Source organism: Yoonia sp. BS5-3 (assembly GCF_038069655.2).
Lineage (GTDB): Bacteria > Pseudomonadota > Alphaproteobacteria > Rhodobacterales > Rhodobacteraceae > Yoonia > Yoonia phaeophyticola.
The window spans coordinates 1,013,125-1,029,620 of record NZ_CP150951.2; the positions used below are offsets into that span (position 1 = coordinate 1,013,125).

Consider the following 16,496-nt stretch of genomic DNA (forward strand, 5'->3'; position numbering starts at 1 on the left):
TGTCGTTTTAGAGAAAATCACATGAAAAACCCAACGATCCATAGCGCAAGCCCCCCCGGGAAACCCGGGCTGGCCGTTATTGCCGCCAAGCCTGCCGGAAAATTCGGCGTGGGCGCGGGTGTTGGGCTGCTTGTAATTTTTGCTGCGTGTGAGCTGCTTTTCGGACTGATGACTGCCCTACCCGGCGCCGTTTTCGTCAGCGCGATATTCTATGGCATCGCCGTTCTCATCGGGATGCGCGGTCTGCACCAGGGTTACCCCCATGCCGCCCTTGGCCTTTGCAACCTCGTCACGTTGGTGCGCCTTGTGATCGTGGCCATCCTTTGTGCCGCCCTGCTGGGTGCGATCAGCCCTACCTGGACAACTTTCGCATTGGCCAGCTTTGCCCTGGCGCTGGACGGCATTGATGGTTGGCTGGCCCGCAAACAAGGTCTTGCCTCGGATTTTGGTGCCCGTTTTGATGTTGAGGTGGATGCCGCGTTCGCCCTGATCCTGGCTATGTATGCCGCCACAAATGGTGCCGCCGGGCCTTGGGTCATCCTGCTTGGCGTGCCGTATTACCTGTTTGTCTTCACGGGCCGCTATCTGCCCTGGCTAAACGGGGCGCTGCCCCCGCGCTTTAGCCGCAAGGCTGTCTGCGTCTTCCAGATCGCCGCATTGATTGCCTTGCAGGTCCCGTTGTTGGCCGATGGCCGACTGGACCCCGTTATCATCGCGGTTGCCGCTGCGCTGGTCTGGTCGTTTGGCCGCGATATCCTGTGGCTGTGGCGGACAAAAATATGAATAGCTGGCGGAACCGTCTGAACATGCGGGCTATTTTGATGGGCACTTTGGCGCTGTTTTTGCTGCATCTGGTGCTGATCCAGCCCAATCATCCAGCCGCCATGGCCTGGAACGCAGTTTTGCTTTTTCCGCTTGAGCTGCCTGCGATTGTCTTTGGCCTTATCGCATTGGGTCGGTCCCGCGCCGGACTGATCCTGCGTGTCTTGGTTATTCTCATTTTGAGCGTCATCGCTGTTTTGAAAACCGCCGATTATGTGATGTTCACCTCACTTAGTCGCGGGTTCAATGTGGTGGCTGATCTGCCGCTTGTGGGCTCATTCTATGACCTGATTGTTGGGACCATGGGGCAATTTGCAGCGATTTCCGCTGTCCTTGCTGCGCTGCTGATTGTTGTATTGCTGATCGTCGGTCTGTGGTGGGCCACAGGGTATTGGACCCGGCTGGCCCGGCCCAAATCGGTCGCAAGTGCGAGTACCATTGCCGCGCTTATCTGTGTCGCAGTTAGTGTCGCCGATATCGGTACACGCATGGGCCGTTGGGATACAGGTTTCCCCTATCCCGGCACCGCCTTTACCGCCCGCGTCGGGGTTGAACGAGTGCAAACCGCCCGCGCCACCTTGCGCGACCTTCGCGCATTTCAAGAAGCCGCACAGAATGATCCTTTTGCAGGCCAGACGGGCCTGTTTGATCTTGTGGACCGGGATGTGCTGGTTGTTTTTGTCGAAAGCTATGGGCGTACCAGCCTGGACACCCCGCTTTACGCTGATCTACACCGCGCGACGCTGACCGCTGCCCAATCCCAACTTGAAGGGTTGGGATTGGGCATGTCATCCACTTTGCTGGTGTCGCCCACACAAGGCGGGCAAAGCTGGCTGGCCCATGCCAGTTTTGCAAATGGCCTGTGGGTGTCAGGGCAAACCAGTTACCGCGCAGCGCTGCGCAGCGAACGGCAAACCTTGTTTCATCTGGCCCAAGAGGCCGGTTTTCGCACGGCCGCAGTGATGCCCCAGATCACTCTGGACTGGCCCGAGGCGCAGTTTATGGGTTTTGACACAGTGCTTGCCGCTGATGATCTGGGCTATGCGGGCCTGCCCTTCAACTGGATCACGATGCCCGATCAGTTCACCTTTGGCGCCATGGACCGCTTGCTGCGTACGGAGCGCCCGGATGGCAAGCCGCTATTTATCCAAATGGCGCTTGGCTCTTCCCATGCGCCTTGGGTCCCTGTCCCCGACCTGATTGCCTGGGACGATCTAGGAGACGGCAGTGTCTTCAATCCGATTGTTGAGGCTAGCGATCCGCCGCATATCGTATGGCAGGATAATGACCGGGTGCGCGATCAATACCGGCTGGCAGTGGATTACGCTTTGCAGACGGTCTTTGCCTATGCCGCGCTGCATGCCGAAGATCCACCCTTGATGATCATCATCGGCGATCATCAGGCCGCAGGTTTCATCGCGCTGGATGAACGGCCACATGTCCCGATGCATATCGTCGGCCCGCCCGATCTGGTTGATCGGTTATCGGATGCTGCCTTTGTCCCAGGGCTGATCCCTGATGCGACCGACGCACCCCGCCGCATGGACCTGATGCGTGGCCATATTTTGCGCGCGCTTTCATCGCAAATGCTGGCAGAGGTGGCCGAATGATCCCCCCTATCTATTGGCGCATCGGGCAGCTTGCCTTCACGGCTGGGCTGATTGCCCTTCTCTGGCGCACAACCGATGGCCCCCAGATTTTTCGGATATTGCAACAGGCCCAGCCAATCTGGTTAGCGGCGGCCATCGGCGTGCTGCTTTGCCAGACGGTCCTTTCCGCTTGGCGCTGGCAAATCACCGCCGCCCAATTGGGTCAAAAGCTACCCCTTGGCTATGCTGTGAAAGAGTATTTCATGTCACAAATTGTCAACCAGGCCCTTCCCGGCGCTATCATGGGTGATGCCGCCCGTGCGGTGCGCGCCCGTGCCCAAGCCGGGCTAGCGGCAGCAACCCAGGCCGTCCTATTCGAACGGCTGGCGGGGCAAATTGCCATGTTCATGATGATGAGCATCGCGTTTTTGATCACCTTCACCGCGCAAGGCGGGCTGACATGGCCGCCGGAATTTGCAGCGCCTATCGGCAGTGCAATCGCAGTTGGGATCGGGGTTGGCGGGGCAATCGCCTTGGGTTCACGCTTTCCAAATCTTATCGGCCAACGGCTGGCGGCTTGGATTGCACCGATGTACCGCGCAGTTTTGGCAAAACATGTCTTGCCTGCGCAAATTGGGCTGGGTCTGGCAATTACGCTATGCAATCTGGCCGCCTTTGGACTGTGCGCATGGGCTGTCGGGGTGCATCTATCGCTCGCGGCCATCTGCGCCATTGTGCCTGTGATCCTTTTCTCAATGCTGATCCCGTTCACGATCAGCGGTTGGGGCGTCCGTGAAGGCGCAGCGGCCGTTCTGTTACCACTTGCCGGCACAACACCCAGCGAAGCCGTCGCGGCCAGCGTCATATTTGGCTGTGCGCTCTTATTGGCCGTTCTGCCCGGCCTTATTGCGGTGATCCTGAAATGAATAAATGCAAAGCAGCCTTCGCCATCCCCGGCGATATTGAGACACTGACCGGCGGGTATATCTATGACCGCAAGGTCCTGACCCGTTTGCGTGCGCAGGGCCACGACATATCCCATATCGCTTTGCCCGGCACCTTTCCTGAGCCACCGGCCGCAGATATGGATGCAGCCTTTGCAAGCTTGGGCCATCTGCCAGCAGATCGTCCGGTGATCATTGATGGACTTGCCTTTGGCGCGCTTGATCCAACCCGCGTGGCCGCGATCAAAGCCCCGATAGTCGCGCTGATCCATCATCCGCTTGCAAAAGAAAACGGCCTGGCACCCCTGCGCCAAAAACAGCTTCATGAGACCGAGCGCGCCAATCTAGGCCATGCGGCACAGGTCATCGTGCCCAGCCCGCATACCGCTGCGATCCTGACCGAAGAATACAACGTCCCGCTGAGCAAGATCAGCGTTGCCCGGCCGGGCACAGACCAACCACACGATGTGGAAAAACCGGCCCATCCGCCGCTTCTTTTGTCGGTTGGCATTCAATTGCCGCGCAAAGGGCATGATGTCCTGCTCAAGGCCTTAGCCGCTATCCAAGACCTGGATTGGCAGGCAAAAATTGTCGGTTCGGCACTAGACCCTGCCTTTGCCAACGCGCTGGAAGAGCTACGGCAATCTCTTGGTTTGGCGGATCGGGTCGTGTTGACCGGCAAGATCGATCAAGAGGCCCTTGGCGCGCTTTATCGCAAGGCCACAATATTTGCGCTGGCGACCCGGTATGAGGGTTATGGCATCGTCTTTGATGAGGCATTGGCCCATGGTTTGCCCATCATTTCATGCGCAGCGGGGGCGGTGATTGACACAGTCCCGAAAGGTGCTGGGGTGCTTGTGCCGCCTGACGACCCGGACGCCTTTGCCGCCGCCCTGCGTCGCGTTTTAACCGAACAGACAACCCGCCATGACATGGCAATGGTCGCGCGCACCGCTGGGCGCAACTTACCCGGTTGGGACGACACCGCCGAAGTCTTTCAAGCCGCCTTAGCGCGGATCACCCAATCGCAAAGGGCCACTACAACATGATCCCCGCATCCCAACCGACAGCGTTGACCAAGACCCATCTGGCCGCCATCGGGCGATCACTGGATATTTATTATCGTGATAAAGCGCGCACCGCGCGGATGGACCAATTGAATGCGCAATTCATTCGCAAGGGGGGACTGGCCTTTGATATCGGGGCGCATGTCGGCGACCGCATGGGTAGCTTTCTGCGCCTTGGCGCAAGATGTGTCGCCGCCGAGCCGCAACCGCATGTCTTTCGCGCGCTTCGATTGCTCTATGGGCAATGCGATCAGGCACATCTGCACCGAACAGCGGTGGGCGCCACTACCGGAACCGTTGATCTGAAAATCAACAGTGACAATCCAACGATCAGCACAGTCTCAACCGACTTAATTGCTGCGGCGCAAACAGCGGATACATGGCAGGGGCAGGTCTGGGATGCAGAACTACGTGTCCCGATCACAACGCTTGATCAGTTGATGGCTCAATATGGGCTGCCGGATTTTGTGAAAATTGACGTCGAGGGGCATGAGCTTGCAGTGCTTGAAGGGCTGAGCCGTCCAATGCGGGCATTGTCATTCGAATTCACGACGATCCAGATTGATGTCGCCTGCGCCTGCCTTGAGAGGCTGGCCGCACTTGGGTGCACCCGATTTAACTACAGTCTGGGCGAAGAGCATCGTTTGCAGGATCACGGCTGGATGGACACCAAGGGGTTGGGTGCAGAGCTACAGGCGCTACCTGCCGCCGCAAATTCCGGCGACGTGTTCGCTGTGTGGGAAGACTGACCCGCTGGTTATTCCAAAATCAGCATTGATCTTGGGCGCGGCTTCGGTTCTGGCTTTGGTTCTCCGGCACGGGCTGATGCGGCGGCTAGAATCGCCTCTGTCTTATCGTCCAAAGGCGCTGCATCAAGATTATCTGCGGCGGGCCCGGCTTCACGCTCATGACGTTTGTCGGACCGCCACGAGACATAAAACACCATCAGGCCAACAACTGTCATCAAGCCGCCAAAAACGGGTACACCTGCAGCGAAATCACCTGACGTAACCCCCCAATAAGCCAAGGCTGCGATCCCGGTCAGCAGGAAGGCCCATTTATAAAGATAGAAGAAAACCGACCCCATGCTTGAGTCCAGCGCGTGTTTGTCATGCAAAAGGCATAAAAAGAACGGCAGGGCCAGATAGCTGACAACAATCTGTGCGGTGCTTGCTAGTGCGGTGGGCAGTTTGAGGGCCAGCCAGTCGGCTGCAAGGAAAGGAAGATAGATCGCAAGTGCAATAACCGTAAGGGTGATAGCCCAAGCTTGCGGGCGCATGGATATTCCAAAAAACATGCGATCTCCTTCATACGTCGCGCTTCTATCTAGGACAAAATGTCTTCAATTGTATTGATTTGGGCAAGCGCGCGATCAGATCAGGCCCGTTTCGGTAAAACTTCGCCGATTGGATCAAGGACTTATGCGAATTTCGCGCCATTTTTAGGCATCGAGTAATCACCTCTCGTGCAACAATTTGCCGCCGCGACTTTGTCTTGTTTGCATGCAAGCCTGAGCCGGACTAGGGTCAAAGCGAAACCAAAGGGGCCTTTCTTACTGTGTTTAGAACAACTCTTTTCGCGATTGCGCTTATCTGTGCGCTTGCCCCTGCCACCCAAGCCATAGCCGACGTTGATGCGGGCGCCTATCTGGCCGGCCGTCAAGCGGGTGCGGATAATGATTTCGCCGCCGGTGCACGGTATTTCACGCAAACCCTGATGTCCGATCCCGGCGATGCCTATGTGCTGGAAAATGCCATGACATCGTTCATTGCACTTGGACAGATTGATCGGGCGGTTCCGGTCGCCCAAACCATCGTGGATTTAGACCATCACAGTCCTGTCGCCTATCTCGCGCTGAGCGTGGCCAACGCAAAGGCGGGCAATTGGGCGGGTATTTTTGACGGGCTTGAGCGTGGCCAGAATATCGGCCCCTTGGTAGACGGGCTGGCCCAAGGCTGGGCCCATCTGGGCCAAGGCGATGTCAACGCGGCCTTGGCCAGCTTTGACCGCGTGATCGAAACTGACGGTATGGAGGTCTATGGGCGCACGCACAAAGCCTATGCACTGGCAACTGTCGGCGATTTTGAAGCGGCCGCTGAAATGTTCGTGACAGCCTCTGGATCAGTCCCATACAGCCGCAACAGCGCGATGGCCCATGCGCAGATCCTCAGCCAACTGGGCCAAAACGACGATGCTATGGCGATTATCGATGCGATCTTTGGCAACCAGCTGGACCCAGCAGTCGCGCAATTGCGCGATCAACTGGCCTCGGGTGATGCCGTTGCTTATGATATCGTATCTGGCCCCCTTGAAGGAATGGCCGATCTGTTTCACGCCATCGCGGGGCTAATCCGCGATGAAGCGCCCGAGGCGTTTACGTTGATGTATACACGGGCAGCCAATTACCTTGATCCGGGCAATACCGCTGCCGTTTTGATGACAGCGTCACTGCTTGAAGATTTGGAACAATATGATCTGGCGAATATGGCGCTTGGGGCTGTATCCCGTGATGATCCTTCCTTCCACGCCGTTGAAATTGCGCGGGCCGAGGCTTTGCGCAGTGCAGACCGCGATGATGCCGCCATCGAAGTACTTGAGGCACTGACCCGCAGCCATCCCGATCTGCCGGATGTTTGGGCCACCAAGGGCGACACGCTGCGCCAGGCTGAGCGTTTTGATCAGGCGAATGATGCCTATTCGCGGGCCCTGACACTTTATGATGACGCAAATGCCACGAAGTGGTTTGTCTATTACACGCGGGGCATCACCAACCATGCGCTGGATATCTGGCCCGCTGCCGAAGCCGATTTTCGTGCTGCCCTGTCCTTGAACCCAGATCAGCCCCAAGTGCTGAATTATTTAGGCTATTCACTTGTTGAGCGCGGCGAAAAGCTGGACGAAGCGCTGGGCATGATCGAAACCGCGGCGGCCGCGCGACCTGACAATGGGGCGATTGTCGATAGCCTTGGCTGGGTTTTCTTCCAGCTTGGCCGATATGACGATGCCGTTGTGCATTTGGAAAGGGCCGCGTCGCTTCTGCCAATTGATCCGGTGATCAACGATCATTTGGGCGATGCCTATTGGGCTGTTGGCCGGGACATTGAAGCACGTTTTCAATGGAACCGGGCGCTTTCCTTTGACCCAAAAGAAGAGGACGCCACCCGCATTCGTGACAAACTGGCGCGCGGGCTGGATATTGTTCTCTTGGATGAGGGCGCCGACCCGATCCACGTCGCCAGTGACAACGATTAAGGCCATAGCCCCCGCCAAGGTCAATCTGACCCTGCATGTGACCGGTCAACGCGATGATGGTTACCATTTGCTGGACAGTTTGGTCGTCTTTGCCGATGTCGCAGACCAGCTTGGCGCCACGCTTGCGCCCAACCTGCAACTGACAGTCAGCGGTCCGTTTTCAGCTGATATTCCCACAGATGAAAGCAACTTGATGATGCGCGCGGCCCAAACGCTGCAAAAGGCGCGCGGCGTCAAGCAGGGTGCGGTTCTGACTTTGGAAAAACACCTGCCCCATGCAGCTGGTATTGGCAGTGGATCGTCCGACGCAGCCGTCACGCTGGCTATGCTGGCTGAACTTTGGGGCGTGGCCCCACTGCCCGCGACCGCCCCCGAAGTCGTCGCATTAGGGGCAGATGTTCCGGTCTGCCTGCAAGCCCCCAATCCCACACGTATGTCAGGAATTGGAGAGACGCTTCAGACCGTACCGCGCCTGCCGGGCTGTGCATTAGTGCTGGTAAGGCCGCCGGTTGCCGTACCGACATCTGCGGTCTTTCAGGCCATGACCAACAAGCACGGCAGCCCGATGACAGACATGCCAAGCGGCATGGATTTCGATGGGTTTGCCCATTGGCTGCAGGCGCAACGTAATGACATGCAAGCACCGGCCATGGGCCTTGCCCCTGAAATCGGGGCGGCTATCGCAAAGCTGAAGTCTTTGCCAGCCGTGCGTGTGGCTGGCATGTCGGGCTCCGGGGCGACCTGTTTTGGATTGGTCAAGGATATGGCCACTGCACGGCAAGTGGCGCGGATCATTCAGGTTTCGCAAATGGGATGGTGGGTCGCACCGGCGGCAATCTTGTAATTCTCTTGGCTGTTCTGTGGACTTGGGGCTAGTCTAGATGTGATGATCACGATGGAGCCGCCCCATGCTCGAACGCCTCGCCGCATTCTTTAACAATCCCGAAGAATATAAGACTGAATTACCTGACGCGGACGCACCGCATGCGATGGGCGCATTGCTGGTGCGGGCTGCGAAGGCAGATGACGCCTATTTGTTTGAAGAAATCGCGATCATCGACAAAATTCTTGGGCAACGGCACGGGCTGAACCCTATCGATGCGGCCAAGATGCGGGCCGAATGCGAATTGCTGGAAAAAGACATTCCCGAAACCCAGGAAATTGCCGCAATCGTCAACCATGCCATCAGCACCGCCGAGAAAGAGGCGACATTACTGGCGCTCTGGCGGGTGGTTTATGCCGATGGGGTCAAACATGACCAAGAGGACCGGCTGCTGCATCATATTGAGCGCGTCCTTGGCATCAAACCGAACCGGGCCAAAGAGCTTCAACAGAAGGCAACCGCATGAGCATCAACGGATGTCGACCATACGCCAACTTTCAGCAGCAAAGCAGCACAAACTAAGAACCGTCTGGACGATCCAGCATTCTTTCGCAAAACCTGTTCACAACAGCGTGCAAAAGCAGTGTCAGCACCGCAAGAACGATGAGGGCTGCAAACATCAAGTCAGTTTTCGCCCGTCCATTGGCCAGCAACATCAGATAGCCTAGACCCTTGGACGCCCCGACCCATTCGCCGATGATGGCACCGATTGGGGCATAAACCGCAGCCAGACGCAGCCCCGAGGCAAAACCGGGCAAGGCGGCTGGGATACGGATGTGCCACATGATGCGGGCCGGGCTTGCCCCCATCACTTTGGCCATTCCGATCCAATCGCGATTGGTGCGCATCAGCGCGTCAAAAAACGACGATACCACCGGAAAATAGATAATCAGCAAGGCCATTGCGACTTTGGACCATAGTCCAAAACCCAGCCAAAGGGTCAGGATCGGGGCCAGAGCAAAGACAGGGATGGCCTGGCTGAATACCAATATCGGGCGCATAAAGACGCGGGCCATGGGCGATGCCGCCAGCGCAACAGCCGTCACGAAGCCCAATAGCGCGCCCAGCGCCAGACCGATCAGGACTTCGGCCATGGTGATCGCGGCATGCTCAAGCAACAGCATCCGGCTTTCCCAAATGGTCTGCGCAACCAGCATGGGCGGGGGCAGGATAAATCGGGCAACGCCGGTCAACCAAATCACAATCTGCCATAAGATGACCGCCAGGCACAGTGCAGCCAAACCGCCACGCCAGCCGCTCATTTGGGCACCTCATGGCCAGCGTCAGTCAGATAGTGATCTACGGCCAAACGGGTCGTTAAAATCAGACCAACTATCATACCGGACCGGTGAGCTGCGCAAATAGATCGGCCTGTGCGCGCAAGACGCTTTGATCACCGATTGGGCGCGGGATAGGGCCATTTGGCGCGGCCACTTCGATCGCGCCCTCTGGGCGCATAATCAAAATGGTCTGCCCCAAGCGCGCAGCCTCAGCAGGGTCATGCGTGACAAGCAGCACGGTTCGCCCCGTCAGCAATCGCGCTGTTAGCTCTTGCATCTGCGCCCGGTTCAACGCGTCAAGTGCTGAAAACGGCTCATCAAGCAACACAAGCGGGCGATCTTCCATCAAGGTCCGCGCCAATGCGGCCCGTTGGCGTTGGCCGCCAGACAGGGCAGCGGGGCGTTTGGACAAATGGTCCGACAGGCCGACCTGTGCCAAGACATCACGGGCGCGGGCCGTTTCTGGGGCATCGCCGCGCAACCGCGCGCCTAACAGGACATTCTCGAGGACGCTCAGCCATGGCAGCAACAAATCCCGCTGCGCCATCAACGCAACGCCCGCAGGACGATCTATGGCACCGGTGAACGCAACATCCTCGGCCAACCCGGCAAGAAGACGCAGCACGGTGGATTTGCCCACACCACTTGCGCCCAAAAGGCAGGTCCATTGGCCCGGCGCCAGCGTCAGATCCAGATCTGAAAAGATCGAAGCGCCCGCGATGCGGGCTGATCCAGACAGACCTAAGGGCGCGTTCACGGATCAAGCCCCATGGCCCAAAAGCCGATCTCAAGCTGGGTGGCCATGGCAAACCGGGCCTGCAGAGCGGGCCAACGGGGGCTGGCTGTCGGATCGTCACCCAAACGCCGGGCGACGGCGGCGTCGATCAACGCCCCAACATCCCGGCAAAGCCCCTGATAGGCATCACTGGCATAGGTGCTGATCCAATCATCGTAGTTATCTGACGTTTTCTGCGCCGCCAGATTGCGGCCAATTTCGCCATACCCCATGACGCATGGGGCCAGGGCCGCAAGCAAATCCAACAGATCACCGGAATGGCCTGCATCCAGGACATAGCGGGTATAGGCCAGATTTTCGGGGCGCTCTTGGGTGGCAAATAAACTGGCCTCATCAATGCCCGCCGCTGCGCAGGTTTTGATGTGCAATGCGATCTCTTCATTGATCAAACCATGCACCGTGCCTGCGGCAAGACGCATTTCCGCAACCGTCTCTGCCTTAGTAATCGCAAGGGCCCAAGCCCGCGAAAAATGTATCAAGAAGACATAATCCTGTTTGAGATAGTGCAGAAATGCTGCAGGCGGCAGGGTCCCATCACCCAGAGCGCGCACAAAAGCATGGCCGGTATATGCCGGCCATGCGGGTGTATCTGCGCGCCATGCCGCAAAAGTGCTGCCATAGGTCATTGCGCACCTAAATCGATGGCAAGCGCTGATACCGGGCGTGTACCCGCGACTAGGCCGCTATCTGCCAGGAATTGCTCAAACCGGGAATAACGCCCCTCATCCAGCGCTTCAGGGCGCAAGGCAAACCGGGGCAGCGTATCAACCCAGGCTTTGGCGTTCAGCTCATCATCCAATTCGGATGAATAGCTTTTAAAGACGTCCCATGAGGCGGCCGGGTTATTGACGATATATTGGGTGGCCAGTTCTGTCGCCCTCAGGAAGCGGCGGATTTGATCGGGGTCCATCGTCTGAGGGTTGGCGACATAGATCAGTTCATCATAAGTTGGCACACCTTCTTCTTCGACATAAAAGCAACGGCCCTCAACACCTTCGATTTCCATCTGGTTCAGTTCGAAATTGCGATAAGCGCCAATCACAGCGTCAACCTGCCCAGACATCAGCGATGGGCTCAGCGAGAAGTTGACATTGATCAGCTCAACCTCATCCAGGGACACACCATGCTTGGTCAACATCGCACCCAGCACGGCCTCTTCAACACCCGCGACGGAAAAGCCGATTTTGGCACCTCGTAGATCATCAATCTGCTCAATTGATCCGTCGTCCAGCACCAATAGACAATTCAACGGGGTGGCAACCAACGTGCCGACGCGTATCAAAGGCAGCCCTTCGGCCACATGCAAATGTTGGCTGGGCTGATAGCTGACAGCAATGTCGCCCTGCCCGGCGGCCACCAGTTTGGGCGGCGCAGAGGGGTCAGCGGGCGGGATGATTTCAACCTCAAGACCTTGATCGGCGAAATAGCCCAGCTCTTGGGCAATGATGATGGGGCCGTGATCTGGGTTGATGAACCAATCCAGAAGCAGTGTCATCTTGTCCTGCGCCATCGCTGGTGCGCTCGTCATGACGGCCAGCGCCGCCGCAATCAGATATTTCATGAAGTTCTCCTTAATCTCCAAGGGCAATAAGTTTGATCTCGCCCGGCCAATATTGTGAAAGCCGCGTTGCCGCCTGCCAGGCACGCAGCCCGGACCGGCAGGCCAGAACGGCGCGTTGCGTATCTTTGGGATGCGGACCAACCGGGGCAAAATCGGTGACAACATGCCGGCATGCATCCGGCAAAGCTGGGCCCGCTTCGTCCACAGCGCGCAGGTCGACCACAAAGTCACCATCAGTGATATCTGCGGTGGCGATAAAGGCGGGGGTCGCCGGCGGCTCAACAGCCATGTCAAAACGGAAACCACCAAACCGCAGGGCGCGTGCGTCATAGGTCACAAGCTGGCCTAAACCGGTGCGGTCCCCTGCCAGGACCGATAGCGCCATTTCAGCCTGCAAGCTGCCGATCACACCCACGCTTGGGCCCAGCACGCCGTCGGTGTCGCATGACCCAAGCTGATCGGGCAGGTCAGGAAACACAGCCCGCAGACCGGGGCCGCCACCGCAAAAGCCGCCAACATAACCGTTGGTGCCCACAACGCTGCCGCTGATCAGCGGCTGGCCGCTTTTGTGGCAATGATCCGACAGGATGTAACTGGCCGCAAAGCTATCAGCGCAATCCAGAACAAGGTCCATATCACGGGCAAGGCTATCGACATTTGCCGGATCAAGACGCGCGGCGATGGGCTGAAGCGTCACATCGGGGTTCAGCGCAGCCATCGCCTGGGCGATGACCTGGACCTTGGGCTGGGCGATATCGGCCACGCGAAACAGGGTCTGGCGATGCAGGTTCGACAGGCTGACATGATCGGCATCCACGACCCGCACATGGCCGACCCCCGCGCCGACCAGATATTGCAACACCGGGGCAGCAAGCCCGCCTGCCCCAACAACAAGGACCGAGGCCTGGCCGAAGCGTGCCTGCGCGGCGGAACCAATGACGGCAATCTGGCGGGCATAGCGGGTCATGTGCAGGCGCCCAGCCATTCTTTCACGCGCGCCTCAGGATCGGGGTGAAGGGTAATATCTGTCACAGCCGACACAATATCAGCCCCCGCCGCAAACGCCCCGGCAGCGCGTGCCACGCTCATCCCACCAATGGCGACAAGCGGAATATCCCCAATGCGTTCCTTCCAAACGGTCAGTTTTTCAACACCCTGCCGGTGCCATTTCATCTTTTTCAAGATCGTCGGATAGATCGGCCCCAGCGCAATATAGTCAGGGTTCAAAGCCATGGCACGGGCCAGCTCGGCGGCGTCATGGGTCGACACACCCAAGCGCAGCCCAGCAGCCCGAATTGCGGCAATATCAGCCGTATCAAGATCCTCTTGGCCCAAATGAACGCAATCGCAGCCCAGCTCAATCGCCAATTGCCAATGATCATTGACCACCAGAACAGCGTCATACCTCTGGCAAAGTTCACGGGCCTCTTCGATCTGCCTATGAACCTGCGCTTGGGGCTGATCTTTGATCCGCAGCTGGACCAATTTCACCCCAAGAGGCAAAGCACGGCGCAGCCAGGCGACATCATCAAAAATGGGATAAAAGCGGGCAAGGGTCATAAGAACGCCTTTCCCAAGACCGGGGTGGAAGGGGCCGCCATATCGCGCGGATCCATCGGGTCGGCCTTTGCGGCAAGCGCGCCTGCCTCAACGGCCTGGGCAAATCCCTGTGCCATCGCCGCCGGATCGCCCGCCTTTGCAACGGCGGTATTCAGCAAAACCGCGTCATAGCCCAGCTCAATGGCGTGGGCGGCTTGTGATGGCAGACCAAGGCCGGCGTCAACAACAAGGGGCAAATCAGGGAAGTGGGCGCGCAAACTGCGCAAGCCATAAACATTATTCAGACCCAAGCCCGTGCCAATCGGCGCGCCCCAGGGCATCAGCACTTCGCAACCGACCTCAACCAGACGTTCGCACAGAACCAAATCCTCGGTGCAATAAGGAAAGACCTCAAAACCATCCGCAGTTAGCTGCGCGGCGGCCTCAACCAGGCCAAAGGGATCAGGCTGCAACGTGTCGGCATGGCCGATAACCTCGAGCTTGATCCAATTGGTATCAAAAAGCTCGCGGGCCATCTGGGCAGTGGTGACAGCTTCGCGGACGGTATGGCATCCGGCCGTATTGGGCAGGATGGCAACGCCAAGGTCCTGGATCAGCGCCCAGAAATCCTGACCTGCTTGCTCGCCCCCTGCCTCGCGGCGGACCGATACGGTGGCAATACCTGCGCCAGATCTGCGAAACGCATCGGCAAGAACCGCAGGTGAGGGATATTGCGCGGTGCCCAACATCAAGCGGGATGAAATCTGGGTGCCATAAAAAAGCGGCATGCTAACCCCCTTGCCTTGGGGCTACGATCTCAACCCGGTCACCGTCATTGAGGGGCGTCTGGGCGCGAAGCGTCTGCGGTATAAACGCTTCATTGACCGACGTGGCCACTTTAGCCTCTGCTTTGCCAAGTTGCGCCAATAGCTGGGCCAGTGTCGGCGCCGTGCTCTCGCATGGCTCACCGTTCACGATGATCTTCATACCAAACCTCAGGTGTTATGCCCTTCAGCAACAGATCAGCAGTCATCGACGCCAAAGCAGGCGCCAACAGAAAACCATGCCGAAAAAGGCCATTTGCGTAAATCCGGTCGCCCAAGTGGCGAATACGGGGTTGATTGTCAGGAAAGGCAGGGCGGGCATCGACGCCGATTTCCAGCAGTTCGGCCTCTCCAAAAGCGGGATGCAGGGCGTATGCTGCATTCATCAGTTCCATGACCGACCGTAGCGTCGGGCGGCTGCGCTCACCGGTCTCAATCTGGGTCGCGCCCAGCATAAAGACACCGTCGCCGCGCGGGACGATGTAAAGCGGAAAGCGGGGGTGTAGCAGACGGATTGGCCGCGAAAGCGACACATCATTGCAGCGGACGACCAGCATTTCACCCTTAACGCCGCGCAGATCAGACAATGCATCGCGGGCCGTCAGGCCGCGGCAGTCAATCAGCGGCCCCTGCGCAGCCGTCTGGAAAGCAACACTCCGACGGGCCAGCCGATCGTGCAACGCGGTCAAAGTTTCACGCGGATCCAAATGGGCCTCCTCTGCAAGAAACAGGGCGGCAGCGAAGCGCTCGGCCAGATGGGGTTCAAGGGCACCGATCTGATCGCGGGTCAGACGCTGCGCGGCAGGGGCGCGGCGGGCAAACGTGGTCAGATCGCCTTGATCGCGACCCAAGGCGACAACCATCGTGCCGTTCTTGTGAATATTTGCACCATGACGCTGCCACCATGCAGCGGCCTTTCGGCCCTGGCGCTGTATTTCCGGCTCAGCGCTGACGCCTTCACAATCAGGGGCAAGCATCCCGCCCGCCCACCAGGAACACGCATGCGCCCCCGGCGGGCCTTGCGGATCGATCACGGTAACGGGCGCGCCGCGCGACGATAGTTCCGCCGCCATGGCCAGACCGCAGACGCCTGCGCCAAGGATGGTGAAGGGCGTGGTCATGTCCAAAGCGCATGAAAATGATGGACCGGCCCATGCCCACGCCCCACCTGCAAGTCATCTGCCGCCAGGATCGCCTTATGCAGCCAGTCATGCGCCTGGGACACAGCATCAGGCAGGGCATGTCCCTTGGCCAGAAACGCGGCAATCGCCGATGAAAAGGAACACCCGGTGCCATGCGTGTTACCGGTCGCAACACGCGGGGCCGCAAATGATTGCGTACCTGTGTCACCAACCAAATCATCGATACAAACATCCCCCGCCGCATGGCCACCTTTCATCAAGACGGCACGTGGCCCCAATTTCAGAAGAGCCTGCGGCTGATCTGCGCGGCCTGCGTCACCAACCAGCTTGGCGGCTTCTGGCAAATTTGGGGTCAACAAGGATGCGCGAGGCAGAAGATGGGTTTTCAAAGCCGCTATGGCGCTATCGGCCAATAGAACATCCCCCGATTTTGCGACCATCACAGGGTCCAGCACTACAGGGCCGTCAAAGTCACCAATCGCCTCAGCAACAGCTTTGATCAGCGACGGCGTACCCAGCATGCCAATCTTGATCGCACCGATTTGGATGTCATCCAAAACGGCTTTGATCTGGGCGGTAACAACATCGTCCGGAATGGGGTGGATCGCGGTGACCGCCTGCGTGTTTTGGGCGGTGACGGCTGTGATAACCGAAGCACCGTAAACACCAAGCGCCGAAAAAGTCTTCAGATCGGCCTGGATACCCGCGCCGCCCCCCGAATCCGAACCGGCAATCGTCAAAGCCTTCGCTGTCATGTCCTCGTCCTCGGCTTTTTGGGCCAGGACAACAGGCAAAAG

General features: G+C 58.4%; 19 protein-coding genes. 8 read left to right on the top strand and 11 right to left on the bottom strand.

Annotated elements, in window-relative coordinates:
- The first annotated feature begins 21 nt into the window (after positions 1-21).
- The 5 genes from AABB29_RS05205 to AABB29_RS05225 are packed head-to-tail and all read left to right on the top strand — an operon-like array spanning position 22 to position 5,171.
- On the top strand, positions 22-783 hold the full coding sequence (locus tag AABB29_RS05205; protein ID WP_373636808.1) for a CDP-alcohol phosphatidyltransferase family protein: 762 nt from the start codon (positions 22-24) through the stop codon (positions 781-783).
- Positions 780-2,432: a sulfatase-like hydrolase/transferase gene (locus AABB29_RS05210; RefSeq protein WP_341367947.1), complete on the top strand. Its 1,653-nt coding sequence runs from the start codon at positions 780-782 to the stop codon at positions 2,430-2,432. The genes AABB29_RS05205 and AABB29_RS05210 overlap by 4 nt, the downstream gene beginning before the upstream one ends.
- Complete coding sequence (locus tag AABB29_RS05215; RefSeq protein ID WP_341367946.1) at positions 2,429-3,337, top strand: lysylphosphatidylglycerol synthase transmembrane domain-containing protein; 909 nt, start codon at positions 2,429-2,431, stop codon at positions 3,335-3,337. The genes AABB29_RS05210 and AABB29_RS05215 overlap by 4 nt, the downstream gene beginning before the upstream one ends.
- Complete coding sequence (locus AABB29_RS05220; protein ID WP_341367945.1) at positions 3,334-4,404, top strand: glycosyltransferase family 4 protein; 1,071 nt, start codon at positions 3,334-3,336, stop codon at positions 4,402-4,404. The genes AABB29_RS05215 and AABB29_RS05220 overlap by 4 nt, the downstream gene beginning before the upstream one ends.
- Complete coding sequence (locus tag AABB29_RS05225) at positions 4,401-5,171, top strand: FkbM family methyltransferase (RefSeq protein ID WP_341367944.1); 771 nt, start codon at positions 4,401-4,403, stop codon at positions 5,169-5,171. Before AABB29_RS05220 ends, AABB29_RS05225 begins: the two co-directional genes overlap by 4 nt.
- An 8-nt stretch (positions 5,172-5,179) precedes the next feature.
- On the opposite strand, the gene AABB29_RS05230 is transcribed toward AABB29_RS05225, so the two are convergent.
- Positions 5,180-5,719, bottom strand: a complete 540-nt coding sequence (locus tag AABB29_RS05230) for a hypothetical protein (RefSeq protein WP_341367943.1) — start codon at positions 5,717-5,719, stop codon at positions 5,180-5,182.
- Between the two features lie 260 nt (positions 5,720-5,979).
- Here AABB29_RS05230 and AABB29_RS05235 point away from each other — a divergent pair, with 260 nt between their 5' ends.
- The 3 genes from AABB29_RS05235 (at position 5,980) to AABB29_RS05245 (ending at position 9,023) form a co-directional block, all read left to right on the top strand.
- Positions 5,980-7,674 carry a tetratricopeptide repeat protein gene (locus tag AABB29_RS05235; protein ID WP_341367942.1) on the top strand — a complete coding sequence of 565 codons (1,695 nt, stop codon included), beginning with the start codon at positions 5,980-5,982 and terminating at the stop codon, positions 7,672-7,674.
- Positions 7,631-8,518, top strand: a complete 888-nt coding sequence (locus tag AABB29_RS05240) for a 4-(cytidine 5'-diphospho)-2-C-methyl-D-erythritol kinase (protein ID WP_373636809.1) — start codon at positions 7,631-7,633, stop codon at positions 8,516-8,518. The genes AABB29_RS05235 and AABB29_RS05240 overlap by 44 nt, the downstream gene beginning before the upstream one ends.
- 64 nt (positions 8,519-8,582) lie before the next feature.
- Positions 8,583-9,023, top strand: coding sequence for a TerB family tellurite resistance protein (locus AABB29_RS05245; protein ID WP_341367940.1), 441 nt, complete (start codon positions 8,583-8,585; stop codon positions 9,021-9,023).
- A 52-nt stretch (positions 9,024-9,075) separates the two neighbouring features.
- Here AABB29_RS05245 and AABB29_RS05250 read toward each other — a convergent pair whose 3' ends face one another.
- The 10 genes from AABB29_RS05250 to thiD form a co-directional block, all read right to left on the bottom strand.
- Positions 9,076-9,819 carry an ABC transporter permease gene (locus tag AABB29_RS05250; RefSeq protein ID WP_341367939.1) on the bottom strand — a complete coding sequence of 248 codons (744 nt, stop codon included), beginning with the start codon at positions 9,817-9,819 and terminating at the stop codon, positions 9,076-9,078.
- 73 nt (positions 9,820-9,892) lie between these two features.
- Positions 9,893-10,594 (bottom strand): ABC transporter ATP-binding protein, encoded by a 702-nt coding sequence (locus tag AABB29_RS05255; RefSeq protein WP_341367938.1) that lies wholly within the window; start codon positions 10,592-10,594, stop codon positions 9,893-9,895.
- The gene (locus AABB29_RS05260; RefSeq protein WP_341367937.1) at positions 10,591-11,259 is read right to left on the bottom strand and encodes a TenA family protein; all 669 of its coding nucleotides are present in this window, start codon (positions 11,257-11,259) and stop codon (positions 10,591-10,593) included. Before AABB29_RS05260 ends, AABB29_RS05255 begins: the two co-directional genes overlap by 4 nt.
- The gene (locus AABB29_RS05265; protein WP_341367936.1) at positions 11,256-12,194 is read right to left on the bottom strand and encodes an ABC transporter substrate-binding protein; all 939 of its coding nucleotides are present in this window, start codon (positions 12,192-12,194) and stop codon (positions 11,256-11,258) included. The genes AABB29_RS05260 and AABB29_RS05265 overlap by 4 nt, the downstream gene beginning before the upstream one ends.
- Positions 12,195-12,204: 10 nt before the next feature.
- Positions 12,205-13,161 (bottom strand): HesA/MoeB/ThiF family protein, encoded by a 957-nt coding sequence (locus AABB29_RS05270; RefSeq protein ID WP_341367935.1) that lies wholly within the window; start codon positions 13,159-13,161, stop codon positions 12,205-12,207.
- On the bottom strand, positions 13,158-13,754 hold the full coding sequence (locus AABB29_RS05275) for a thiamine phosphate synthase (protein ID WP_341367934.1): 597 nt from the start codon (positions 13,752-13,754) through the stop codon (positions 13,158-13,160). The genes AABB29_RS05270 and AABB29_RS05275 overlap by 4 nt, the downstream gene beginning before the upstream one ends.
- Positions 13,751-14,521 (bottom strand): thiazole synthase, encoded by a 771-nt coding sequence (locus AABB29_RS05280; protein WP_341367933.1) that lies wholly within the window; start codon positions 14,519-14,521, stop codon positions 13,751-13,753. The genes AABB29_RS05275 and AABB29_RS05280 overlap by 4 nt, the downstream gene beginning before the upstream one ends.
- Position 14,522: 1 nt before the next feature.
- Positions 14,523-14,720: a sulfur carrier protein ThiS gene (thiS, locus tag AABB29_RS05285; RefSeq protein ID WP_341367932.1), complete on the bottom strand. Its 198-nt coding sequence runs from the start codon at positions 14,718-14,720 to the stop codon at positions 14,523-14,525.
- Positions 14,698-15,678, bottom strand: a complete 981-nt coding sequence (locus tag AABB29_RS05290; protein WP_341367931.1) for an FAD-dependent oxidoreductase — start codon at positions 15,676-15,678, stop codon at positions 14,698-14,700. The genes thiS and AABB29_RS05290 overlap by 23 nt, the downstream gene beginning before the upstream one ends.
- A complete protein-coding gene (gene thiD, locus AABB29_RS05295; protein ID WP_341367930.1) occupies positions 15,675-16,454 on the bottom strand; it encodes a bifunctional hydroxymethylpyrimidine kinase/phosphomethylpyrimidine kinase in 780 nt (259 codons plus the stop codon). The genes AABB29_RS05290 and thiD overlap by 4 nt, the downstream gene beginning before the upstream one ends.
- Positions 16,455-16,496 lie beyond the last annotated feature (42 nt).